The sequence below is a fragment of the Cupriavidus cauae genome, from assembly GCF_026210475.1.
Classification (GTDB): domain Bacteria; phylum Pseudomonadota; class Gammaproteobacteria; order Burkholderiales; family Burkholderiaceae; genus Cupriavidus; species Cupriavidus cauae.
Map to the genome: position 1 here is coordinate 3,432,405 of NZ_CP080293.1, position 24,551 is coordinate 3,456,955.

General features: G+C 69.0%; 18 protein-coding genes. 13 read left to right on the top strand and 5 right to left on the bottom strand.

Going from position 1 to position 24,551, the window contains the following annotated elements:
• Nucleotides 1-10: 10 nt before the first annotated feature.
• Complete coding sequence (locus KZ686_RS15235) at nucleotides 11-1,288, bottom strand: ATP-binding protein (RefSeq protein WP_265632738.1); 1,278 nt, start codon at nucleotides 1,286-1,288, stop codon at nucleotides 11-13.
• Nucleotides 1,285-2,025, bottom strand: a complete 741-nt coding sequence (locus KZ686_RS15240; protein WP_149316845.1) for a response regulator — start codon at nucleotides 2,023-2,025, stop codon at nucleotides 1,285-1,287. The genes KZ686_RS15235 and KZ686_RS15240 overlap by 4 nt, the downstream gene beginning before the upstream one ends.
• 297 nt (nucleotides 2,026-2,322) lie before the next feature.
• Here KZ686_RS15240 and KZ686_RS15245 point away from each other — a divergent pair, with 297 nt between their 5' ends.
• From KZ686_RS15245 to KZ686_RS15260, 4 genes are read left to right on the top strand one after another with little or no spacing between them, the layout of a single operon-like run.
• Nucleotides 2,323-3,975, top strand: a complete 1,653-nt coding sequence (locus KZ686_RS15245) for an MdtA/MuxA family multidrug efflux RND transporter periplasmic adaptor subunit (protein WP_226107350.1) — start codon at nucleotides 2,323-2,325, stop codon at nucleotides 3,973-3,975.
• Nucleotides 3,976-4,000: 25 nt separating this feature from the next.
• A complete protein-coding gene (locus KZ686_RS15250) occupies nucleotides 4,001-7,195 on the top strand; it encodes an MdtB/MuxB family multidrug efflux RND transporter permease subunit (protein ID WP_265632739.1) in 3,195 nt (1,064 codons plus the stop codon).
• Nucleotides 7,192-10,518, top strand: a complete 3,327-nt coding sequence (locus KZ686_RS15255) for an efflux RND transporter permease subunit (protein ID WP_265632740.1) — start codon at nucleotides 7,192-7,194, stop codon at nucleotides 10,516-10,518. The genes KZ686_RS15250 and KZ686_RS15255 overlap by 4 nt, the downstream gene beginning before the upstream one ends.
• Before the next feature lie 17 nt (nucleotides 10,519-10,535).
• Nucleotides 10,536-11,987: an efflux transporter outer membrane subunit gene (locus KZ686_RS15260; protein WP_265632741.1), complete on the top strand. Its 1,452-nt coding sequence runs from the start codon at nucleotides 10,536-10,538 to the stop codon at nucleotides 11,985-11,987.
• Nucleotides 11,988-12,177: 190 nt separating this feature from the next.
• Here the strand turns inward: KZ686_RS15260 and KZ686_RS15265 are convergent, their stop codons facing one another.
• On the bottom strand, nucleotides 12,178-13,092 hold the full coding sequence (locus KZ686_RS15265) for a LysR family transcriptional regulator (protein WP_149316842.1): 915 nt from the start codon (nucleotides 13,090-13,092) through the stop codon (nucleotides 12,178-12,180).
• Between the two features lie 150 nt (nucleotides 13,093-13,242).
• On the opposite strand from KZ686_RS15265, the gene KZ686_RS15270 reads away from it, so the two are divergent.
• Nucleotides 13,243-13,695, top strand: a complete 453-nt coding sequence (locus KZ686_RS15270; protein WP_149316841.1) for a PACE efflux transporter — start codon at nucleotides 13,243-13,245, stop codon at nucleotides 13,693-13,695.
• 262 nt (nucleotides 13,696-13,957) lie between these two features.
• Here KZ686_RS15270 and KZ686_RS15275 read toward each other — a convergent pair whose 3' ends face one another.
• Nucleotides 13,958-14,170 (bottom strand): glycine zipper 2TM domain-containing protein, encoded by a 213-nt coding sequence (locus KZ686_RS15275; RefSeq protein WP_006579879.1) that lies wholly within the window; start codon nucleotides 14,168-14,170, stop codon nucleotides 13,958-13,960.
• A gap of 208 nt (nucleotides 14,171-14,378) precedes the next feature.
• Between KZ686_RS15275 and KZ686_RS15280 the strand changes: the two genes are divergently transcribed.
• From KZ686_RS15280 to dacB, 8 genes are all read left to right on the top strand, one after another.
• Nucleotides 14,379-15,131, top strand: a complete 753-nt coding sequence (locus KZ686_RS15280; RefSeq protein WP_265632742.1) for a hypothetical protein — start codon at nucleotides 14,379-14,381, stop codon at nucleotides 15,129-15,131.
• A 126-nt stretch (nucleotides 15,132-15,257) separates the two neighbouring features.
• Complete coding sequence (locus KZ686_RS15285; protein ID WP_150083295.1) at nucleotides 15,258-16,520, top strand: flavin-dependent oxidoreductase; 1,263 nt, start codon at nucleotides 15,258-15,260, stop codon at nucleotides 16,518-16,520.
• Between the two features lie 34 nt (nucleotides 16,521-16,554).
• Nucleotides 16,555-17,706 carry an ABC transporter substrate-binding protein gene (locus tag KZ686_RS15290; protein WP_265632743.1) on the top strand — a complete coding sequence of 384 codons (1,152 nt, stop codon included), beginning with the start codon at nucleotides 16,555-16,557 and terminating at the stop codon, nucleotides 17,704-17,706.
• Entirely contained in the window at nucleotides 17,703-18,197 is a 495-nt protein-coding gene (locus KZ686_RS15295) for a DUF3237 domain-containing protein (protein WP_226107342.1), read from the top strand. The genes KZ686_RS15290 and KZ686_RS15295 overlap by 4 nt, the downstream gene beginning before the upstream one ends.
• 37 nt (nucleotides 18,198-18,234) lie before the next feature.
• Nucleotides 18,235-18,783 (top strand): MarR family winged helix-turn-helix transcriptional regulator, encoded by a 549-nt coding sequence (locus tag KZ686_RS15300; RefSeq protein WP_226107340.1) that lies wholly within the window; start codon nucleotides 18,235-18,237, stop codon nucleotides 18,781-18,783.
• Between the two features lie 195 nt (nucleotides 18,784-18,978).
• Nucleotides 18,979-20,610, top strand: a complete 1,632-nt coding sequence (locus KZ686_RS15305) for a hypothetical protein (protein WP_226107338.1) — start codon at nucleotides 18,979-18,981, stop codon at nucleotides 20,608-20,610.
• Between the two features lie 90 nt (nucleotides 20,611-20,700).
• Nucleotides 20,701-21,690: a hypothetical protein gene (locus KZ686_RS15310; RefSeq protein WP_149316834.1), complete on the top strand. Its 990-nt coding sequence runs from the start codon at nucleotides 20,701-20,703 to the stop codon at nucleotides 21,688-21,690.
• A gap of 99 nt (nucleotides 21,691-21,789) precedes the next feature.
• Nucleotides 21,790-23,382, top strand: coding sequence for a D-alanyl-D-alanine carboxypeptidase/D-alanyl-D-alanine endopeptidase (gene dacB / locus KZ686_RS15315; RefSeq protein ID WP_265632744.1), 1,593 nt, complete (start codon nucleotides 21,790-21,792; stop codon nucleotides 23,380-23,382).
• 167 nt (nucleotides 23,383-23,549) lie between these two features.
• Here dacB and KZ686_RS15320 read toward each other — a convergent pair whose 3' ends face one another.
• Nucleotides 23,550-24,527 carry an L-threonylcarbamoyladenylate synthase gene (locus KZ686_RS15320; RefSeq protein ID WP_149317097.1) on the bottom strand — a complete coding sequence of 326 codons (978 nt, stop codon included), beginning with the start codon at nucleotides 24,525-24,527 and terminating at the stop codon, nucleotides 23,550-23,552.
• Between the last annotated feature and the right edge of the window lie 24 nt (nucleotides 24,528-24,551).

Consider the following 24,551-nt stretch of genomic DNA (forward strand, 5'->3'; position numbering starts at 1 on the left):
ACGGCATGCCTCAGGCCGCCTTGGCCAGCTGCGCGAACGGGAACACCATCTCGACGCGCAGGCCGCCCTCGGGCCGGTTGGCCAGCGTCAGCCTGCCACCGGACTGGCGCACCAGCCGATCGACGATCGCCAGCCCCAGGCCCGAATGCGCATTGCCGCCGCGGGCCGGGTCCAGCCGCACGAACGGCAGCGTGACCTTGTCGAAGGCATCCTCCGGAATGCCGCCGCCCGCGTCCTCGACCACCAGCTGCCACCCGTCCGCCACGCGCGCGGTGCGGATGCTGACCGGCGGCGCGCCGTAGTGGTAGGCGTTGTCGACCAGGTTGCCGATGATGCGATCGAGCTGCGTGGCGATCAGCCGGAAGCCTTCGCCGGCCTCCAGCGACAGGTCCACCGGACGCTCCTGCTCGGCGAGCGACGCCGCCAGCTCCGCCATGCGGCGATCGACCGGCACCGGCCGCGCGGTCGGCTCGGCGCTCTGCGCGAAGGCCAGGAACTGCTCGACGATCGCCGACATCGAGTCGACGTCGCGCGTGACGCCCGCCGCCGCCTTCGGATCGGCCAGCATCTCGGCGCGCAGCCGCAGCCGCGCCAGCGGCGTCTTCAGGTCGTGCGCGATGCCGGCCAGCATCGTGTTGCGCTCCTGGTCGATGCGCGCCAGGTCGGCCACCATCTTGTTGAAGCGCTCGATCAGCTGGCGCAGCTCCAGCGGGCCGCGCTCGCGCAGCGGCGCCACCGGCTGCTGGCGCGACAGCTGCCCGGCGGCATTGGCCATTTCGCGCACCGGCCGCTGGATCTGCCATGCGATCAGCAGCGCGAACACGATCGCCACGCTGACCACCAGCATCGCCCCGGGAATCAGCCGGTTGTCCAGCGGCGGGTTATGGACCCACAGGATCGGCATCGCGATCCAGTCCTGGCGCGTCGGCAGCTTGATCCAGATGCGCGGCGTGTCCTCGTCCTCGATACGCACCTGGGTGCCCGGCGGCAACCGGCCCGAGAAGCGTTCGACCAGCCGGCGCGAGCGGTCGGTCGGCGCGCGCGCATGTTCCTCGGCGCTGGCCTCGCCGGCGACCTCGACCAGGCTCGGCAGCTTCGCCGGCGGCCTGGCGTCGAGCGCGCGCTGGATGCTGTCGAGCTGGAACAGCATCTGCTCGACCGAATATTCCATGCGCTGCTCGCGGCGGTCCATGCGCAGGATCGCCAGCCACGAGAAATGGCTGATCACCAGCACCGCGGCAATCAGCAGCGCCATGCGGCCGAACAGGGTGTCGATGCGCAGCTTCATGACGCGGCCTGGTCCGCCTGCTCTGCCTCGTCGGGCACGAAGGTGTAACCGCGCCCGCGCACGGTCTGGATATAGCGGGGCCGCTGCGCGTCCTCGTCGAGCAGCCGGCGCAGGCGCCAGATCTGCACGTCGATGCCGCGGTCGCTGACGCCGCTGGCCGCGCCGTACATCAGCTCGACGATGCGCTCGCGCGACAGCACTTCGAGCGGATGCATCAGCAGCAGCTTCAGCAGCGCGAATTCGGTGTCGCTGATCGGCAGCGCCTGCCCGGAGCGCACCAGCGTGCGCTGGCGGAAGTCGACCTTGAACGGGCCGAAGGTCGCGCTGTCGCGGTCCTCGGGCGCCGCCGCCGGACGCGCCAGCTTGCGGCGCAGCACCGCGTTGATGCGGGCCAGCAGCTCGCGCGGGGAGAACGGCTTGCCCAGATAGTCGTCGGCGCCGATCTCGAGGCCGACGATGCGGTCGATCTCGTCGCTGCGCGCGGTCAGCAGGATCACCGGGATATCGTCGTTGCGGGCGCGCAGCTTGCGCAGCGCGGTCAGGCCGTCGACCTTGGGCATCATCAGGTCGAGCACGATCAGGGCCGGGCGTTCGCGTTCGAGGCGGGCCTGCAGGCCGTCGCCGTCGTGCAGCACCGAAACGGCGAAGCCTTGCTGGGTCAGGTACTCGCGCAGCAGGTCGCGCAAGTCGGGATCGTCGTCGACGACCAGGATCTGGGTGGGCTGATTGGGTCGCATAGCCGGATGATAAACAGGCACGCCGGCCGGGCCGCCGCAATGTTGTTTCGGCAAGTTACACGGGGCGCGCTGGTAATTATCTGTAATAAAGCCCTTCCCCGCCGACATAGGTCTGCCCCGCCTCACGCCGTATCCTTGCCACGTCGCCGCAGGTCGCCCCCGCTCCGCATCCGGAGCCGCCTCCGACCGTTGCGGCATACTTCTGCGTCTTTCCATCGATCGACAGGGCCGCGCAGCGCCGCGTGCGCAGGCCCCGCATCCGGATCTGCTTCAGGACCCGCTCCAGGACCCCAGTGAATGGCCAATTCCGATTCCAACCAGCCCGCCAAACCCACGACGCACGGCGAGAATCATCCGATCGACGCCTCCACCGAGGCGCCCGCCGGCCGGCCCGCTGATGGCCGCGCTGACCGCCCCGCTGATGGCCCCACCATCCGCCCGGATGCCGGCCCCGAGCGCCGCAACGGCCCCGTCCCGCCATCCGAGCCTGGCCATCCGCGCCGCCGCCGCGGCATCTGGATCGCCGGGCTGCTGGTGCTGCTGCTGGCCGGCGGCGGCTGGTACTGGTACAGCCACCGCGGCGCGCCCGATGCCGGCCAGGCGGGCCAGCCCGGCCCGGGCGGCCGCATCCCCGGCGGACCCGGCGGACCCGGTCGCGGCATGAGCGGCCCGGCCGCGCCGGTGGTGGTCAGCCCGGTCGTGCAGCGCGACATGGACGTGGTGCTCAACGGCCTTGGCAACGTGACCCCGGTCGCCAACGTCACGGTACGCGCGCAGGTCTCCGGGCCGCTGCTGCGCGTGCTGTTCAAGGAAGGCCAGATGGTCAAGGCCGGCGACCTGCTGGCCGAGATCGACCCGCGCCCGTTCCAGGCCGCGCTCGACCAGGCGCTGGGGCAGCTGGCGCGGGACCAGGCACTGCTGCAGAACGCGCGCATCGACCAGCAGCGCTACCGCACGCTGCTGGCGCAGGATTCGATCGCCAAGCAGCAGGTCGACACGCAGGACGCGCTGGTGCGCCAGTACGAGGGCGTGGTCAAGACCGACCAGGCCAACGTCGACAACGCCCGCCTGCAGTTGGGCTACACCCGCATCAAGGCGCCGACCTCGGGCCGCATCGGCCTGCGCCAGGTCGACCCGGGCAATATCGTCAGCACCTCCGACGCCAACGGCATCGCGCTGATCACGCAGATCCAGCCGATCGCCGTGCTGTTCTCGATTCCGGAAGACAACCTGCCCAGCGTGCTCAGGCAGCTGAACGCCGGCCAGACGCTGCCGGTGCAGGCCTGGGATCGCCAGGCGCGCAACAAGCTGGCCGACGGCACGCTGCTGACCACCGACAACCAGATCGATACCACCACCGGCACGGTGCGGCTCAAGGCCGTGTTCCGCAACGACGACGGCATGCTGTTCCCGAACCAGTTCGTCAATGTGCGGATGCGCGTCGATACGCTGGCCGGCGCCACCGTGGTGCCGGTCGCGGCGATCCAGCGCGGCCAGCAGGGCACCTTCGTCTATGTGGTCGACCAGGAGAACAAGGTCAAGGTGCAGACCGTCGCGCTCGGACCCAGCGACGGCGAACAGACCGCGGTGCTGCGCGGCCTGCAGCCGGGCCAGCGCGTCGTGGTCGACGGCGCCGACCGCTTGCGCGAGGGCATGACGGTGCAGACCGTCGATCCGGCCGCGCGCGCGGCGGCGGTGGCGCCCGCCAGCGAGCCGCGTGCGCGTGGCCGCCGGCGTGCGGGCGGCGCTTCGGGTCCGGAGGCGGCCGGTCCGCGTGGTCCGCGCGAGCAAGGCGGCGCGAGCGCGCCGGCCGCGGGGTCGGCACCAGGCGCGGCGCCCGACGCGGCCCCGAGCGCAGCCCCAAGCGCAGCCCCAAGCGCAGCCCCAAGCGCGACGCCGGGTGCGGCTCCGCGCGCGGCCTCCGCCGCCGCGCCGGCACCACGACAATGAGCCCGCGCCGTAACGAGGACGCTGCATGAACCCGTCACGCCTATTCATCGAGCGGCCGGTCGCCACCGCGCTGCTGATGCTCGCGATCCTGCTGTCCGGGCTGGTCGCCTACCGGATGCTGCCGCTGTCGGCGCTGCCCGAGGTCGACTACCCGACCATCCAGGTCACCACGCTGTATCCGGGCGCGAGCCCCGACGTGATGACCTCGGCGGTGACCGCGCCGCTGGAGCGCCAGTTCGGCCAGATGCCGGGCCTGAAGCAGATGTCCTCGTCCTCGTCGGGCGGCGCGTCGGTGATCACGCTGCAGTTCGACCTGACGCTGCCGCTGGACGTCGCCGAGCAGGAGGTGCAGGCCGCCATCAATGCCGGCAGCAATCTGCTGCCCGGCGACCTGCCGATGCCGCCCGTCTACAGCAAGGTCAATCCCGCCGACGCGCCGATCCTGACGCTGGCGATGACCTCGGACACGCTGCCGCTGCCCAAGCTGCAGGACCTGGTCGATACGCGCGTGGCGCAGAAGATTTCCCAGATCCAGGGCGTGGGCCTGGTCACCATCAGCGGCGGCCAGCGCCCGGCCGTGCGCATCCAGGCCAACCCGACCGCGCTGGCCGCGCTCGGCATGTCGATCGACGACCTGCGCACCGCGATCGGCGCGGCCAACGTCAACGGCGCCAAGGGCAGCTTCGATGGCCCGGCGCGCGCCTCGACCATCGACGCCAACGACCAGCTGCGTTCGGCCGACGAATACCGCCAGATCATCATCGGCTACCAGAACGGCGCGCCGATCCGCATCACCGACGTGGCCACCATCGTCGACGGCCCGGAGAACTCGCGGCTGGCCGCGTGGGCCAACGGCAAGCCGGCCATCGTCGTCAACATCCAGCGCCAGCCCGGCGCCAACGTGATCGCGGTGGTCGACCGCATCAAGGCCATGCTGCCGCAGCTGCAGGCCTCGCTGCCGGCCTCGGTCAAGGCCGAGGTGCTGACCGACCGCACCACCACCATCCGCGCCTCGGTGCACGACGTCGAGATCGAGCTGCTGCTGGCGATCGCGCTGGTGGTGATGGTGATCTTCCTGTTCCTGCGCAACGTGCCGGCGACCGTGATCCCCGGCGTGGCGGTGCCGCTGTCGCTGGTCGGTACCTTCGGCGTGATGTACCTGGCCGGCTTCTCGATCAACAACCTGACGCTGATGGCGCTGACCATCGCGACCGGCTTCGTCGTCGACGACGCCATCGTGATGATCGAAAACATCATGCGCTACATCGAGAAGGGCGAGTCGCCGATGGCTGCGGCGCTCAAGGGCTCGAAGCAGATCGGCTTCACCATCATCTCGCTGACCTTCTCGCTGGTCGCGGTGCTGATCCCGCTGCTGTTCATGGGCGATGTGGTGGGCCGGCTGTTCCGCGAGTTCGCGGTGACGCTGGCGGTATCGATCCTGATCTCGGCGGTGGTGTCGCTGACGCTGACGCCGATGATGTGCGCGCGCATGCTGCGCCATGTGCCCGAGGACCAGCTGCCGCGCTTTCATCGCGCCACCGGCGCCTTCTTCGATCGCGTGATCGAGCGCTACGGCCGCGCGCTGAACTGGGTGCTGGAGCGGCAGCGCGCGACGCTGCTGGTGGCGATCGGCACGCTGGCGCTGACCGTGGTGCTGTACCTGGCGATTCCGAAGGGCTTCTTCCCGGTGCAGGACACCGGCGTGATCCAGGGCGTCACCGAGGCCTCGCAGAGCATCTCGTTCCAGGCGATGGCGCAGAAGCAGCGCGCGGTCTCCGAGGTGGTGCTGAAGGACCCGGCGGTGCAGAGCGTGTCCGCCTTCATCGGCGTCGACGGCACCAACACCACGATGAACGCCGGCCGCATGCTGATCAACCTGAAGCCCAAGGGCGAGCGCGACGACATCGCAACCGTGACCGAGCGGCTGCAGGCCGCGGTCGAGGAAATGGGCGGCGTTTCGCTGTACATGCAGCCGGTGCAGGACCTGACCATCGAGGACCGCGTCTCGCGCACGCAGTACCAGTTCACGGTGGAAGACCCCGATCCGCAGACGCTGGCGACCTGGGTGCCGAAGCTGGTCGAGCGGCTGAAGGAGGAACCCGAATTCCGCGACGTCGCCACCGACCAGCAGAACAACGGCCTGCGCGTCTATGTCGACATCGACCGCGACGCGGCCGCGCGCTTCGGCATCACCACCGCGGTGATCGACAGCGCGCTGTACAGCGCCTACGGCCAGCGGCTGGTATCGACGATCTTCACGCAGGCGAGCCAGTACCGCGTGGTGCTGGAGGCGATGCCCGAATTCCGCGACAACCCGCAGGCGGTGGCCGAGCTGCGGCTGCCCTCCTCGTCCGGCGGACAGGTGCCGCTGGGCGCGTTCGCCCGCATCAGCGAGCGCACCGGCCCGCTGGTGATCAACCACCAGGGCCAGTTCCCCGCCGCGACGATCTCGTTCAACCTGGCGCCGGGCGCGTCGCTGGGCCATGCGGTCGACAAGATCAAGCAGGTCGAGCAGGAGATCGGCCTGCCGATCTCGATGCAGACCACCTTCCAGGGCGCGGCGCTGGCCTTCAGCGCGTCGCTGTCGAACACGCTGTGGCTGATCCTGGCCGCCGTGGTCACCATGTACATCGTGCTCGGCGTGCTGTACGAGAGCACCATCCATCCGGTGACGATCCTGTCGACGCTGCCGTCGGCCGGGGTCGGCGCGCTGCTGGCGCTGCTGCTGGCCGGCCATGACCTGGGCATCATCGCGATCATCGGCATCATCCTCCTGATCGGCATCGTCAAGAAGAACGCGATCATGATGATCGACTTCGCACTGGAGGCCGAACGCGAACGCGGCATGGCGCCGCGCGACGCGATCTTCGAGGCGTGCCTGCTGCGCTTCCGCCCGATCCTGATGACGACGATGGCGGCGCTGCTGGCCGCGCTGCCGATGATGCTGGGCACCGGCATCGGCTCCGAGCTGCGCCGGCCGCTGGGCATCACGATGGTGGGCGGCCTGCTGGTCAGCCAGGTGCTGACGCTGTTCACCACGCCGGTGATCTACCTGGCGTTCGACCGGGTCGCCGGCCGGCTCAAGGGCTGGCGGCGCCGCCGCTTCGGCGATCCCGACGCCGACGTCGATGCGGACTTCGGCCCGGGCGGCACGCCGGGGGGTACCCCGGGCGGCATCCCCGGAGCCCCGCCGCCCGTCGACACGCCGAGGGCACCATGAACCTGTCGGCCATCTTCATCCACCGGCCGGTCGCGACCGCGCTGCTGACGCTGGGCATCCTGCTGGCGGGGCTGGCCGCGCTGCGGATGCTGCCGGTGTCGCCGCTGCCGCAGGTCGACTATCCGACCATCTCGGTGTCGGCCTCGCTGCCGGGCGCGAGCCCCGAGACGATGGCCGCCACCGTGGCGACGCCGCTGGAGCGCGCGCTCGGCTCGATCGCCGGCGTCAACGAAATCACGTCGAGCAGCTCGCTCGGCTCGACGCGGATCGTGCTGCAGTTCGACCTGTCGCGCGACATCGACGGCGCCGCCCGCGACGTGCAGGCGGCGATCAATGCCTCGCGCGCGACGCTGCCGAGCAGCCTGCCGGGCAACCCGACCTACCGCAAGGTCAATCCGTCGGACGCGCCGATCATGATCATCGCGCTGACCTCGCCGACGATGACGCGCGGCCAGCTGTACGACGCCGCCTCGACCATCCTCGCGCAGAAGCTGTCGCAGATCGAGGGCGTCGGCCAGGTGACGATCGGCGGCGCCTCGCTGCCGGCGGTGCGGGTCTCGCTCAATCCCACCGCGCTGAACAAGTACGGCATCGCGCTGTCCGACGTGCGCAACGCAATCAGCGCGACCAATGCGAACCGGCCGCTGGGCGTGGTCGAGAACGACAGCAAGGCGTGGCAGATCTACGCCAACGACCAGGCGATGAAGGCGGAGGACTACATGCCGCTGATCATCCGCTATGCGACGCCGGGCAGCTATTCGACCACCACCGCCGGCGCGCTGATCGCCAGCACGTCGAGCGCGACCTCGGGCGGCACGGTGCGCACCACCACCGTCAACGGCGTGACGACCACCACGGTGACCGCCGGCGGCACGACCACCACGACCGTCAACAATGCCAGCGGCAGCAATGGCGCCACCAGCGGGCCGAACGCCTTCGCGGTGCCGGTGCGGCTGTCCGACGTCGCCACCGTGACGGACTCGGTGCAGGACGTGCGCAACGCCGGCTCCGCCAACGGCGAGCCTTCCGTGCTGCTGGTGCTGAACCGCTCGCCGGGCGCCAACATCATCGAGACCGTCGACCGCGTCAACGAGATGCTGCCGACGCTGCGGCAGATGATCCCGGCCGCGATCTCGATGGACGTGATGATGGATCGCACGCCGACCATCCGCGCGTCGCTGCGCGAGGTCGAGCACACGCTGATCATCTCGGTGGCGCTGGTGATCATGGTGGTGTTCCTGTTCCTGCGCAACGTGCGCGCCACGCTGATTCCCAGCGTCGCGGTGCCGGTGTCGCTGATCGGCACCTTCACCGTGATGTACCTGGCCGGCTTCTCGCTGAACAACCTGTCGCTGATGGCGCTGACGATCGCCACCGGCTTCGTCGTCGACGATGCGATCGTCGTGCTGGAGAACATCTCGCGCCATCTGGAGGCCGGCATGCGGCCGGTGCAGGCGGCACTGCGCGGCGCAAGGGAGGTCGGCTTTACCGTGATCTCGATGAGCCTGTCGCTGATCGCGGTGTTCATCCCGCTGCTGCTGATGGGCGGCATCATCGGCCGGCTGTTCCAGGAGTTCGCGATCACGCTGTCGGTGGCGATCCTGGTCTCGCTGGTGGTCTCGCTGACCACCACGCCGATGATGTGCGCGCGGCTGCTGCGCGAGCCGCAGCGGCAGCGCCCGCCTGGCCGCTGGTATCGCGCCAGCGAGCGCGTGTTCACCTGGATCAACGAGCGCTATGCGCGCTCGCTGTCGGTGGCGCTGCGGCACAGCCGCCTGGTCTGGCTGATCCTGCTGGTGACGATCGGCCTGAACGTCTGGCTCTATGTGATCGTGCCGAAGGGCTTCTTCCCGCAGCAGGACACCGGCCGGCTGATCGGCTTCATCCGCGCCGACCAGGCCACCTCGTTCCAGGCGATGCGCCAGAAGCTCGACAGCTTCATCCGCATCGTGCAGTCCGACCCCGCCGTGGTCAACGTGACCGGCTTCACCGGCGGCTCGCAGCGCAATACCGGGCAGATGTTCGTCACGCTCAAGCCGCTGTCGGAACGGACCGAGACCGCCAACGAGGTGATCGCCCGGCTGCGCGGCAAGCTTGCCAGGGAGCCCGGCGCCAGCCTGTTCCTGGTGCCGGTGCAGGACATCCGCATCGGCGGCCGGCAGAGCAGTTCGCAGTACCAGTTCACGCTGCGCTCGGACGACCTCGAGGTGCTGCGCGCCTGGGAGCCCAAGGTCCGCAATGCGCTGTCGAACCTGAAGGAGCTGGAGGACATCGACACCGACACCAACGACAAGGGCCTGCAGACCTCGGTGATCGTCGATCGCGACACCGCGTCGCGGCTCGGCGTCACGATGCAGCAGGTCGATTCGCTGCTGAACGACGCCTTCGGCCAGCGCCTGGTGTCGACGATCTACCATCCGCTGAACCAGTATCGCGTGGTGATGGAGCTCAGTCAGGAGTACCTGCAGGGGCCGAACGCGCTGAAGGACATCTATGTGGTGACCGGCGCGGGCAATCGGGTGCCGCTGTCGGCATTCGCGCGCGTGGTGCCGACCAGTACGCCGCTGGGCGTCAACCACCAGGGCCAGTTCGCGGCCTCGACGATCTCGTTCAACCTGGCCGAGGGCGTGTCGCTGTCGCAGGCGACCGAGCGCATCCAGCACGAGATGGCCCGCATCGGCGCGCCCGAATCGCTGCAGGCGAATTTCGCCGGCACCGCCAGCGCCTTCCAGGAGTCGCTGCGCAGCCAGCCGCTGCTGATCCTGGCGGCGCTGATCACGATCTATATCGTGCTGGGCGTGCTGTACGAAAGCTACGTGCACCCGCTGACGATCCTGTCGACGCTGCCGTCCGCGGGCGTCGGCGCGCTGCTGGCGCTGCTGGCCTCGGGCACCGAGTTCAGCGTGATCGCGCTGATCGGGGTGATCCTGCTGATCGGCATCGTCAAGAAGAACGCGATCATGATGATCGACTTCGCCATCGATGCCGAACGGCGCGAGGGGCTGACGCCGCGCGAGGCGATCTATCGCGCCTGCCTGCTGCGCTTCCGCCCGATCATGATGACGACGATGGCGGCGCTGCTCGGCGCGGTGCCGCTGGCGCTCGGCCGCGGCGACGGCGCCGAGCTGCGCGCGCCGCTCGGTATCTCGATCGTCGGCGGCCTGCTGGTCAGCCAGCTGCTGACCCTGTACACCACGCCGGTGGTCTACCTGACGCTGGACCGCTGGCGCCTGAAGTGGCAGGCCTGGCGCAACCGCCGCCAGGCCCGTCGCAACAGCGGCGGCGCGCCGTCCGCGCCCACGCCTGCCGGATTCGATTCGTGACGATGACCCAGAAAGCGATGACCCGCCCCTCCTCCCTGCCCCGCTGCGTCGTGATGGCCTGCGCGCTGCTGCTCGGCGCCTGCGCGGTCGGCCCCGACTACCAGCGGCCCGATGCGCCCGTGACGCCCACCTTCAAGGAGGCGCCGGCCGAATGGGGCCAATGGAAGCCCGCCGAGCCGGGCGACGCCAGCCAGCGCGGCGACTGGTGGACCGTGTTCGGCGATCCGCAGCTCGACGCGCTGATGGCGCGCGTGAAGATCTCCAACCAGACCATCGCCGCCGCCGAGGCGCAGTACCGGCAGGCCACCGCGATCCTGCGCGCGGCGCGCTCGGGCTACTTCCCGGTGGTCGGCGCGCAGGCCAGCGTGGACCGCTCGCGCAGCGGCAACGGCAATATCAGCAGCGCGCAGACGGCGACGCTGTCGGCCAGCTGGGAAGTGGACCTGTGGGGCCGCGTGCGGCGCCAGGTCGAAAGCAGCGAGGCCAGCGCGCAGGCCAGCGAGGCCGACCTGGCCTCGACGCTGCTGTCGACGCACGCCACGCTGGCGCAGACCTATTTCCTGCTGCGCGTCGCGGATGCGCAGCAGGCGCTGCTGCAGCGTACCGTGGCCGACTACGAGAAGTCGTTGCAGCTGGTGCGCAACCAGTACCAGGCCGGCATCGCGCAACGCTCGGACGTGCTGCAATCGGAGACGCAGCTCAAGAGCGCGCAGGCGCAGCTGATCGACATCCAGATCGAGCGCGCGCAGTACGAGCATGCGATCGCGGTGCTGACCGGACAGCCGCCGGCCGCGTTCTCGCTGGCGCCGATCGACTTCACCGAGACGGTGCCGCGCGTGCCGGTCGCGGTGCCGTCGCAGCTGCTCGAACGCCGCCCGGACATCGGCGCGGCCGAGCGCCGCATGGCGGCCGCGAACGCGCAGATCGGCGTCGCGCAGGCCGCGTATTACCCAACGCTGAGCCTGTCGGCCGCGGGGGGCTTTACGTCCAGTTCGCTGGAGCGCTGGCTGTCGCTGCCGAACCGGATCTGGTCGTTCGGCCCCGAACTGGCGATGACGCTGCTGGACTTCGGCGCGCGCAGCGCGGCCAAGGAACAGGCCATCGCGGTCTACGACCAGACCGTTGCCAACTACCGCCAGACGGTGCTGACGGCGTTCCAGGAGGTCGAGGACAACCTCGCCGCGGCGCGCCTGCTCGAGCAGGAAGCGGTGGTACAGAACGAGGCGCTGCAGTCCGCGCGCGAGGCGCTGTCGCTGGTCAACAACCGCTATCGCGCGGGTACCGCCGGCCTGCTCGACGTGCTGACGGCGCAGACCGCGGCCTATACCGCCGAGCGCACCGCGCTGTCGATCGCCGGCCGGCAGTTGAGCGCCAGCGTGGTGTTGATCAAGGCGCTGGGCGGCGGCTGGCAGGGGCCGGGGACGGCGGTGGCGAAGGAAGCCGGGGACGGCGCGGCGGTGGCGCGCTGAGCGGTGCGCCGGCGGGATGCCGGCGCCCTTGCCCTCTCCCCCGCCCCTCTCCCGCTTGCGGGAGAGGGGAGAGAACCGGCGTATTCACCCACGCATCGCCAGTTCCAGCGATACCGTGCTCCCCTCTCCCGCTTGCGGGAGGGGGGGGCTGGGGGAGAGGGCAAACCCGCCTGCCACCTTGCTGCGCAACTCATCCCCCTGCGCGCCGCCGTGGCGCCGGCTGCGGCAGCGGCTGGTGGCTGACCCGCTCCTGCAGCCACGCGCCGGCCTTGCCGAGCGGGCGCTGCTTGTGCCAGACCAGCTCCATCGCCACCGGCCAGTCCTGATCGTCGAAGTCCAGTTCGGGCGAGACGAGTTGCGCGGCGGCCGGCGAATTGGCGGCGACGTGCCACGGCACGAAGGCCCAGCCCAGTTCGCGCTTGACCAGCTCGACGATGACCCAGTGGCTCTCGACCCACCAGACCTCGGCGGCCACGCGCAGGCGCATCTTCTCCTCGCTGTCGCTGCGCACCGCCACCATCAGCTGGCGATGGCGCTTGAGCTCTTCCCAGCCGACCCGCTGCTGCGCCGCCAGCGGATGGTCGGGCGCGCAGATGATCTGCATCGGCACCCAACCGAGCCCGCGGAACGCCAACGCGGGCGGCAGCACCTCCTGCCGCCACATCAGGCCCAGGTCCGCGCCGCCCTCCAGCACCAGCCGGCTGACGTCCTCCATCACCGGGAACAGCAGCTCCAGCTCGACCGCGGGAAACCGGTGCGAGAACTCCTCCAGCAGCACGCCCAGCGTCTCCTCGGGATACAGCTCGTCGACCGCCAGCACCAGCCGGCTTTCGACGCCCTCGCCCAGGCTCTTGGCCACGCCGCGGAAATGCTCGCAGCGCTCCAGGATCACGCGGGCCTCGACCAGCAGGCGCTCGCCCGCCGGCGTTAGCGCGGGATAGCGGCCGCTGCGGTCGAACAGCGCGTTGTCGAGATCGATTTCGAGATTGGACACGGCGGTGCTGACCACTGACTGGGCCTTGCCGAGGCGGCGCGCCGCCGCGGAAAACGAGCCGGTCTCGGCCGCGGCGACGAAGGCTTGCAGTTGTTCTAGGGACAGGCTCATGGCGGGTGCTCGGCTGGGTGCGGATGAAGCGGAGGAAGGCCCCATGGTGCCACAGTTCCGGCGATCCATCTGGATAAGCGATACTTTCCAACTTGTATCTGCTGCTCTACCCGATAGACTGGGCGTCATTGTCTTTCATGGAGCAGCACAATGCGCGGTACGCTCGACAGAATCCGTCACACGGTCGGCTTCGAACTGATCGGCCTGCTGATCTTCGCGCCCCTGGGCAGCTGGGTGTTCGGCTACGCCCTGCACCAGATGGGCGTGATCGCCGCGGTCGCTTCGCTGATCGCCGCGGTCTGGAACTACGTCTACAACCTGATGTTCGACAAGGCCATGGTGCGGCTGACCGGCTCGGTGCGCAAATCGCCGGCGGTGCGCGTCTGCCATGCGCTGCTGTTCGAGCTGGGCCTGCTGATCGTGTTCCTGCCGTCGGTGGCGTGGTATCTGAAGATCAGCCTGCTCGATGCGCTGCTGATGGATCTGGCGGTGGCCGGCTTCTACGTGGTCTACGCCTTCGTCTACAACTGGGCCTACGACATCGTGTTCCCGGTGCCGGGCCGCGCGGTCCCCGGCGAGGCCTCGGGCAGCGAGCCGGCCTGACCGGCGCGAGGCCAACACAGACGGCATCAACGACAACGCCCCGGGCCAGAGGCCGGGGCGTTCTGCTTTTTGGCGCCGCCAATGCGGGACGAATCTGCGGGCAAGCCGCGCGCCCTGCGGTGGCGCGCTGTGGTGGCGCGCTGTGGTGGCGCGCTGCGGTGGCGCGCTGTGGTGGCACGCTGCAAGGGCTCGCTGCGATGACTCTGCTGGCGGCGCGCTCGCGCGATCCCTGCTTCTTGTCCCTGCTTGTTGTCCCTGCTTCTTACTTCTTCTTGTCGTCGGTCAGCACATTGCCGACCACGCCGCCAAGCGCGGCGCCGCCCAGCGTGGCGCCCGGCCCGCCGATCAAGGTCGCGCCCGCGACCCCGCCCACGCCCGCACCGATGGCGGTGTTGCGCTGCTTGGCGGTCATGTCGGCGCAGCCCGCGGTGGCGAGCAGCGTGGCCAGCGCGAACGACAGGGTAAGGGTACGCATCGAGAGCTCCTTGTACGGGCGAGAGGTAGTTCGATTGTGCGGGGGCGTGGCACACGGCAGGCAGACGATGGCCACCTATGTCGGTGTCAGATAAATCCCACATGGGTCGCCGCACCGTTGGCGACGGCGGCGTGGCGCGACACCTTGTCATCGGTGCGCGTTAGACTTCGGGCGCGCCACTGCGAGCCCGACCATGCTGCCGATTCTCATGCCGCTTCTCCTGCCGATCCGCCTGCCGATCCCCCTTCGCCTCTGCGCCTTGCGCCGCCCCTTCGCGGCAGCGCTGCTGCTGTGCCTGAGCCCGCTGGCATGGGCGGCGCGGCCGCTGGTCACCGACGACGCGCGCATCGTCGATCCGCAATCGTGCCAGCTCGAATCGTGGCTGCGCTTCAACCGCGACGGCACCGAGCGCTGGGCGCTGCCGGGCTGCAATTTCACCGGCAACTTTGAATGGACGTTCGGCGGCGCGGTGCAGCGATACGGCGACGGCCCCGGCAACGCGATCACCGATCTGCAGTTCCAGGGCAAGACGGTGCTCAAGCCGGTCCAGACCAACGGCTACGGCGTCGCGCTGACGCTCGGCATGACCGAATATCCGAAGGCCGAGCGGCGCAGGACCCCGGGCGGGCTCTATCTGAATCTGCCGCTGACGGTGTCGATGCGCGACGACCGCCTGCTGCTGCATGCGAACCTCGGCGCCACCCACGATCGCGCCGAACGGCAGACCCGCATGACCTGGGGCGTGGCCGGCGAGGCGGCGGTCAGCGAGCGCTGGGCCATGATCGCCGAGAGCTTCGGCGAAAGCGGAGACAAGCCGTGGATCCAGCTGGGCGCCCGGGTGTGGATCGTGCCGCAGCGCGTCCAGGTCGACATGACCTGGGGCACGCAGCTGAACCAGCCGCGCGAAACGCGCTTTGTTTCGATCGGCCTGCGCCTGCTGTCGCCGAGCTGGGGCAACTGATCCCGGCCGGCGTACCGGCTCGCGCTTGCGCACGTCGACGATTTAGTTATACTCCATAACAATTCGTCGACCATCAAGATCGAAAGCGGATCGCCCGTCGCGCGCAGGTCCGCCACAGGAGACACCATGCGCATCGCCATCGCAGGCGGCGGCATCGGCGGGCTGACGCTCGCGCTGCTCTGCCATCGCCACGGCATCGACGCCGAAGTCTGGGAAGCCAGCGAATCCCTGAAGCCCCTCGGCGTCGGCATCAACCTGCTGCCCCATGCGGTCCGCGAACTGGCCGAGCTCGGCCTGCAGCCGGCGCTGGCGCAGATCGCGATCGAGACCAGCTCGCTGTCCTACTACAACAAGTTGGGCCAACGGATCTGGCACGAGCCGCGTGGACTCGCCGCGGGGTATCCCTATCCGCAGTTCTCCGTGCATCGCGGCGAGCTGCAGATGCTGCTCTATCGGACCGCGGTGGAAAGGCTCGGCGCCGAGCGCGTGCATACCGGCCATGCCTTCGAGACGGTGCACGACACCGGCGCGCGGCCCGGCTCGCCGGTGCGATTCACGCTGCGCCGGCGCGCCGACGGTGCCGAGGTGCAGGCCAGCGCCGACGTGCTGGTCGGCGCCGACGGCATCCATTCGGCGGTGCGGCGGCAGTTCTATCCGAGCGGCGACGAGCCACGCTTTTCGCGGCGGATGCTGTGGCGCGCGGTCACCGAGGCGCCGCCCTATCTCGATGGCCGCTCGATGTTCATGGCCGGCCACCAGGACCAGAAGTTCGTCGCCTATCCGATCTCCGAGCCGCTGCGACGGCAGGGCCGTTCGCTGATCAACTGGATCGCCGAGCTGCGCGTGCCGGACGACGCGTCGGACACGCCGCCGCGCAGCGACTGGAACCGGCAGGTCGACAAGTCGGTGTTCCGCGAGGCCTTTGCCGGCTGGCGCTGGGACTGGATCGACATTCCGGCGCTGATCGACGGCGCTGCCGCGATCTACGAATTTCCGATGGTCGACAAGGACCCGCTGCCGCGCTGGACCTTCGATCGCGTCACGCTGCTCGGCGACGCCGCGCATCCGATGTACCCGATCGGCTCGAACGGCAGCGCGCAGGCGATCGTCGATGCGCGCCATCTGGTCGACTGCCTGCTCGGCACGCCCGATACCGGTTACGCGCTGCGCGAGTACGAGGCGGAGCGGCTGCCGCGCACGGCGGGCATCGTGCTGCGCAACCGGCTCAACGGTCCCGAGCAGGTCATGCAATTGGCCGAGCAGCGTGCGCCGCAGGGCTTCACCGATATCGAGCAGGTCATTGCGCGCAGCGAACTCGAGGCGATCGCATTGCGCTACAAGCAGTTGGCGGGATTCGATCGCCAGTCCGTGCAGGGCGGCGCCCGCTGACCGCCCGCGCCATCATAAAAAAGGGAGACATTCGATGACACTTCGCCGCACCACGCTTGCGCGCCTCGTTCTGGCGCTCGCCGCCACCGGCGCGCTTGCCGGCCCCGCGCTGGCCGACGTCACCGTCGGCGTCAGCATTTCGTCGACGGGGCCGTCGGCATCGCTGGGCATTCCGCAGAAGCAGTCGCTGGGCCTGCTGCCGCAGCAGATCGCCGGGGAGACGATCCGCTATGTAGTGCTCGACGACGGCTCCGATCCGACCCAGGCGACCAAGGTCGCGCGCCGCTTCGTCAGCGAGGACAAGGTCGACATCATCCTCGGCTCGTCCGCGGTGGCGCCGTCGATTGCCATCGCCGAGGTCGCCGACGAGAGCAAGACCGTGCAGTTGGCGTTCTCGCCGATCGAACTGAAGCCCGGCCGCGGCGAATGGACCTACCGGCTGGCCCAGCCGATCAGGCTGATGGCCGACGCCGTCGCCGCGACCGCCAAGGCCAGGGGCATCAAGACGATCGGCTTCATCGGCTTTGCCGACGCCTATGGCGAGACCTGGCTGAAGGAATTCACCACCGCGGCGGCGGCCAACGGCATCCGCGTCGTCGCCACCGAGCGCTACGCGCGCTCGGATACCGCGGTCACCGCGCAAACGCTGAAGCTGATCTCGGCGCGCCCGGACGCGATGCTGATCGCCGGCGCCGGCACCGGCGCCGCCCTGCCCCACACCACGCTGCGCGAGCGCGGCTATCGCGGGCCGATCTACCACACGCACGGCGCCGCCACCAAGGACCTGATCCGCATCGGCGGCAAGGCGGTCGACGGCGCCATCCTGCCGGCCGGCCCGGTCATCGTGCCCGAGCAGCTCGCCGCCGACAGCGCGCCGAAGAAGCCGGGCCTCGACTACGTGAACCGCTACGAGAAGCAGTACGGCGCGGAGAGCCGCACGCAGTTCGGCGCGCATCCCTACGATGCCGGCCTGGTGCTGCAGCGGATCGTGCCGGTCGCGCTGAAGCGGGCCAGGCCGGGCACGCCGGAGTTCCGCGCGGCACTGAAGGCGGCGCTCGAAAGCGAGCGCGAGATCGTGGTCTCACACGGCGTGCTGAACTACACCAGCCAGGACCACTTCGGCTTCGACCAGCGCGGCCGCGTGATGCTGACGATCGACAACGGCAACTGGAAGCTGCTCAAGTGACGACGGCCGATTTGGTGTTGCCCACGCCGAAGCTCGAGCATGTCGCCGACTTCAGCTTCCGGCTCGATCCGGCGATCGAGGTCGGCGCCAGCGCGGTGGGGCAGCGGCGCGTGATCCCGATTCTCGATGGGGTCGTCGATGGACCGCTGCTGCGCGGCCGTGTGCTGTCCGGCGGCGCCGACTTCCAGCTGGTCCGGCCGGACCTTGGCGACGGCGTCACGGTCGCGGAGATCGAAGCGCGCTATGTCGTGCAGACCGATGACGGCGCACGGATCTACATCGTCAACGCCGGCCTGCGCAGCGGTCCCGCCGATCTGCTGGCGCGCCTGTCCGCCGGCGAGACGGTCGATCCGTCGCGGATCTACTTCCGCACCGCCCCGCGCTTCGAAACGCAGGCGCCCGCCTATCGCTGGCTGATGCAACACACCTTTGTCGCCACCGGCGCGCGGTTCCCGGACCGCGTGCAGATGCGATACTTCCGCGTCGCCTGAATGGATCGCGGGCTTCGCGTCCGCCATCCCCTGCTCCATGTCCGCTTCGCCGCCCTCCTCGCCGCCCTCGCCCTCGTCCCCTTCTTCCCGGGCCGCGCGCAAGACCCGCGATACGCTCGCGCCCGACCCCGCCACCGAAGCCGGCGGCTTCGATCCGCATCTGCCGGACGTCGACTACGGGGTTCTGGACGGCCTGATCGGCTACGCGATTCGCCGCGCGCAAATCCGGCTCTACGAAGACTTCGTGCGCTCGCTGGCGCCCTGGAACATCACGCCGCCACGCTTCTCGGCACTGGTGCTGATATCGCGCAATCCGGACCTGAAGTTGACCGACCTGGCCAGGATCATGGGCATTGCACGTTCGGGGGCGGTGCTGCTAGTCGATGCGCTGGAGGAAATGAAGCTGGTGGCGCGACGGCCGGCCGCCAACGATCGGCGGGCGTTCAGCCTGGTGTTGACGGCGGCGGGACGCCGAACGCTGGAGGCGGCAACCCGGGCGGTTTGCGACCACGACGTGAAGATGGCGCGCGCCCTGTCGGAGCAGGAACAGCAGACGCTGAGAGGGCTGTTGGCGCGACTCGGCTGAGGCTCTCGCCTCCCCGACAGCCGCCGGATATCGCGACGCCGCCCGGGGTCGCTGAACCATCGGTTCAAATTCTTTAGCGGCCGCCACGATTAGAACAGCGGCGTCGCAGTGCGGTGGGTAGGCTTCGCTGTCCTGAAGCCCCAGCCAACGTTGCCGTCCATCGTTGGCGTTTCTCCACCCCACCGCCGCGACGACATGTTCCGTATCTTTGCCCAGCCTCGCTCCACCGAAAATCCCGCCGGCTCCCTCCCGGACACCAGTTCAATCCACTCCGAAGCCCATCCTCAGCCGCATGAGATCGAGCCGTCCCGCGTCGATGCCGCGGCCGCCAATGGCGCGCAACACGTGCAACCCACCGGCGCTGTCGAGCACCCGCCGGCGCCCCGTGTGATCGACCTGCTCGATGCCGGCTGGCAGGAGCTCACAAACGCGGTGCATTCGTTGCCGGATACGAGCCGCAAGGCCGAGATCCTGAGCAGCGCGGCACGATGCGGCAAGAAGATCGCGGATGCCCAGTCTGCCGCTGCCCGCATCGAAGCATGGGATCTGCAGCAACACAACGACGTACGTATCACGCGCCAGGAACTGCTGCGGCTGCGTGCCGATATCAAGCAGTGCGCGAAGTCGGTGGGCGATGCGCTGGCCGACCTGGATCAACTGGCCACCGATGTTCGCGACTATCCGGACAACGAGGCGCCCGGCGCCAAGGCCATCCTGTTGCTGGGCATCGCCGGCATCGCCAGCGCACTGGCGATGCTCGTCGTCACGGTCGCCTTCCCTCCTCTCGGTCTCGTGCTGCTCGGAGCGCTCGCTGCCGGGGGCGCGGCGGGGGGCGGCTATCTGATTCACAAGATATGTCAGGCCGCATCCGCTCACGAGGGCTTCGAAAGAGCGAACAGCGACGTGTCCGGCGCCCTCCGGCAATCGCTCGAACAGGCCAGGGCCCTGGAAGCCCGGTTCAACGACGAATTGCTGCCCGCGTTGATGCGGAACGCGAAGCTCCGATCCACGGAGGACCTGCAGGAATTCTTCGCCGACCAGATGGCGCTGAATCGGTTTGCCAGTTATGGCGATGTCACGAAGCAAAGGGCGGAATGGCGGCGGGATCTGATTGCTCAGTTGCAGGCCGACATTCCAAGGGATCAGTCGGAACTGGTGTATCCGTGCGAGATCGCCAACGAGCGATTGATTCCGCCAGGCTTCGGTGAGGGGCTTGCAGGGCTGCCGGTGGAGCAGCAGCAGAAGGAGATCCAGAATCGTCTGCCGGGGGCTGTGGATATCGCCATGGAGAAGATCCACGCGGCCGCCGAGGGCAACGATGACACGTTCGATGCCCTGCTGTATCTGATCACGCAGCGGCCCCGCAGCGCAGTGGAGAACGCGGCGACGATCGCGCTGGCCAGGGCCATTGGACTTCCCGAGGCGATCACGACCGCCGCGGGGCAAAAGATCAACCTCGTGCAGATAGCGTGCGATGAAAGCGGAAGAGCGATCGGCGGCACGATCACCTACAAGCTATACCAGCCGGCGCCCGACATCGGCACCGCGTTGCATATCATGCCGCTGGCGGCCGGCAACATCGTGCCGGCGCCGGAAGATGCCGGTCTTCGTGCTGTCGCGACGTTCGCGTTGGAAGGCCGGAGCATCAAGATCACGTCGCTCAAGTTCAAGGCGACGCTTTCCATCCTTGCAGCCTGCGCCGAAATGTTCGCGCACGAGATCGACCGGTTGGCGCAGTCGGGCGACCCGCGGCATTTTGTGTTTGACGAGAAGCCGTCCAGCAGCAACGTTCCGGTACCCGGCGATCTGTCCGCTGGCGGCGGCTGAGCACTGACGAGCGAGCCCGATCGGCAGACCGGATCGGCTCGACGGCGGTATCGGGGCAATCCATGATTCAAACCTGGGAGGGAACTGCATATGCCATTGGTACCGACAGCATCGACGCACACGGCCAGGCCGCACGATCTCTACGGAACGGACCATCACGACCGGCCACATTCCAATCGACCCGGATATCTGGGCGCCCTGCCGACGGAATTGAAGCTCGCGGTGATCGATGCCGATCCGGACGCCGCGCTTGCCTTGATGGATACCACGCACGAATTCGAGGTGCTGGTTTGCGGCGGACCACTGCGCCCGCTTTTCCAGTACTTCGAACGGTCGCCCGGCCGCCTGCGGTCCTTCTTGCAGGCAGGTATCCGCTCGGGAAAGACGGCCAGCCAATTCGTGCGCCTGGCGACGGTATTCGACGAGGTGACGAGCGCCCCGCCCGAATGCATTCGTTATGCCGCGCGATACCTGGTGGAGTTGGGAATGCTGACTCCACGAATCTACAACGCCATGTGTCCCGAATTCGTGCATCTGCTGTGCGACAAGGACACGTTGACGTTCTCGTTTTCGCGCCGCTTTCCCTTGCTCAGCGAAGGCGAGTTGGCCGAGCATCAAAACATGCTGCAGCCGTACGCCGACGAGCACGCGGTCAATCATGTTTCCGAACTCGATATCGTCCTGCTTCGTATTGCACCCGCGCTCGGTGAAAGAGGACTGCTCGGACTTGCTTTTGAACAGTTGTTCGATCGGGACCGCTTCGGCCGCTTTCTGGTCCCCAACGGATTCGCTGATCGTGAGGAGGCCTACACGTATTCAAGAATCGACTCGGCGGCTCTTGCACAAATGTTGAAGCGGTTCTATTGCGCGCTGGACCTTCGGGTCATCAATTTCGACCGAAGCGCGCGGGATGGTGCCCTCTACCGGACCGCCTTCGGCAGCGCGGGAAGCTCGTCCGCCGGCTGTCAATCCACGGCGTCGCAGTCATCGCCCCGTGTCCGTATTCTTCCCGGGGCAGGCAGGCGTCACACTCGGGACGACCAGCGAATCTGGCTGTTTCAGCTGTTCCGCCAACTCTGAAGCCAACGCACGGAAGCCGGGATCTGGCAGCGCTTCCTCGCCACCATGAGCAGGTGAGTCGGGCATCGGGGTCGCATCGTTGCAGACGACTACGGTACCATGCTGCCCATGCCTGCTCGCCCCCTTCTCGCCCGCAGCATGGTGCCATTCCTGGCGTTTGCCCTGGCAATCGGCGCCGCTGCCAACTCCGAAGCCGCCACCAAGCGGTCCAAGTCAAAGGCCGCCGCTGCCAAGGCAGCGGGGCCCTCGTCGTCGACAAGGGTGGCGGCATCCAAAGCCAGGCTGCTGTCGCTCGCACAGGATCAAACGGGCCTGCCACCGTCCGTGCTGCTGGCGTTGCGGCAGGCGGGCGTACCGCTTTCCGCCACCAGCTTCTACGTCGTCCGCCAAGGCGCGCCGACGGCCACCGCCAGCTGGAACGCCCAGACGCCGATGAACCCGGCCTCGACGATGAAGCTGATCACCACGTTCGCCGGCCTGCAACTGCTGGGCCCGAGCTACCGGTGGCAGACCTCGCTCTATGCGGATCGCGAGCCCGGCGCGGATGGCGTGGTCGGCAACGTCTATCTGCGCGGCCAGGGCGACCCGAAGCTGGTGCCCGAGGAAATGGCCAAGCTGGTCGCCGGGGCGCTGCGCGCGGGCGTGACCACCATTGCAGGCGACATCGTGCTCGATCGCAGCTACTTCCAGAATGGGCTCGACAACGGCGGCACCATCGACGGCGAGACCCATCGCGCCTACAACGTGGCGCCGGACGCGCTGCTGTATTCGTTCAAGACCCTGTCCTTCACGCTGACGCCGGATGCCGCCACGCAAACGGTCGGCGTTTCCGTGACGCCGCCGCTCGCGCAACTGCGCTTGGACAATCGGCTCGCGCTGACCAACGGCCGCTGCGGCGACTGGCGCGCCGGCGCGACGCCGACGCTGTCGCCGCAGACGGACGGCACCGTGGTGGCCGCGTTCGAGGGAAGCTACTCGGCCGATTGCGGCGAGCAGGTGCTGAACTTTGCCGCGCTCAGTCATGACGACTTCATCGGCGGCGGCTTCATCGCGCAATGGCTGGCGGCCGGCGGTACCTTCGCCAGGCCGCCCGCGGTCCGCAGCGGCCGCGTGCCGCGGCCCGCGTTCCGGCTGACGCGCCACTACGGCATGCCGCTGGCCGACATCGTCCGGGACATCAACAAGTACTCCAACAACGTGATGGCGCGCCAGCTGTTCCTGACCGTCGGCGCGGAGATCGATCGCGGCGGCCCGGCCAGCACCGCGCGCTCGGCGGCGGTGGTCCGCCGCTGGCTGTCGCACCAGGGCCTCGACATGCCGGGGCTGACGTTGGACAACGGCTCGGGACTGTCGCGGCAGGAACGCATCAGCGCCTACGATCTGGCGCGCCTGCTGCAACAGGCGCTGGCGAGCGAGGCGGCGCCGATCTTCGTGAACTCGCTGCCGGTGCTGGGCGTGGACGGCACGCTGCGCAACCGGTTGACGCGCAGCAGCGCGGCCGGGCATGGCTATCTGAAGACCGGCACGCTGGCCGATGTGCGGGCCATCGCGGGCTATGTCGATGCGGCCGACGGCGGACGCTATGTCGTCGTCAGCCTGATCAACCATCCGAATGCATCGCAGGCGCAGCAGGCGCATGACGCGCTGCTGGAGTGGGTGTATCGGGGCGCGCCGGCGTCGGCGGCGCATTAACGGTCCAAAGCACTAACGGTCCAAAGCACTACGGTCTGGAGCACCAACGGACCACGGCACTAACGCATTGACGCACTGACGCATTGACGCACTAACGCATCGACGCATTCCCACACTAAGGCATTCACGCACCGGCGCACCAGCGCCCCGCCACCGGCCGCCCAGCGCTAGTCCTGGAACGCGGCGGCGGCCCGCTGCAGGCGGTCCCGTACGCCCGCCCACTCGTGCCCCTCGGGCAGGGGCTCGACGTACAGCCGGGCGAAGCCTTCCTTGTCGAGCCGGCGCAGCAGCCGGTACAGCTCCCGCGCATAGGCCCTGGCATCCGCCGGGGCCTGCACCCACACGCAGCGGGGATCGTCCGCCGGCGCGGCGGCGACCCAGGCCACGCGGGCATCGGCCGGCAGCGTGGCGAGGTCGCGTGCGAGCGCACGCGTATCGGCCAGATACAGCGGCGTGCGCGGCGCGTAGTGGGCCTTCAGCGTGCCGGAGGCCCGCGGCGCGGCCGCATCGGGCGGCAGCGGCGCGGTGCCGAGCACGTCGGCCATCATCGCCGGCGTGATCGCGCCCGGGCGCAGCAGCACCGGGCCGACGCCCTGGTCCAGCCGCGACAGGTCGACGATGGTCGATTCGATGCCGACCTCGACGCCATCGCCCTCGAGCACATAGACGCTGTCGCCGAATTCCTCGCGCACATGCTGCGCGGTGGTGGGGCTGACCTGGCCGAACTTGTTGGCCGACGGCGCCGCGATGCCGCCGCGGCCGCGCTTGAAGCGCGACAGCAGCGCCTGCGCGACCGGATGCGAGGGGCAGCGCAGGCCGATGCTGTCCTGACCGCCGGCGACATCGGCGGGGATATGCGCGGCACGCTTCAGGATCAGCGTCAGCGGCCCGGGCCAGAAGGCATCGATCAGGCGCTGCGCGGCCTCCGGTACCTCGTCGGTCCAATGGCCGATGTCGGCGCCGTCGACCACGTGAACGATGATCGGATGGTTGGACGGCCGTCCCTTGGCCGCGAAGATGCGCGCCACCGCCTCCGGGTTCTCGGCATCGGCGCCGAGGCCATAGACGGTTTCGGTCGGAAACGCGACCAGCTGCCCGGCCTCGAGCAGGCGCGCGGCCTCGTCGAGTTCGGCGGCGGTCGGCATGCGGGAGGCATCGGAAGCGGCGGC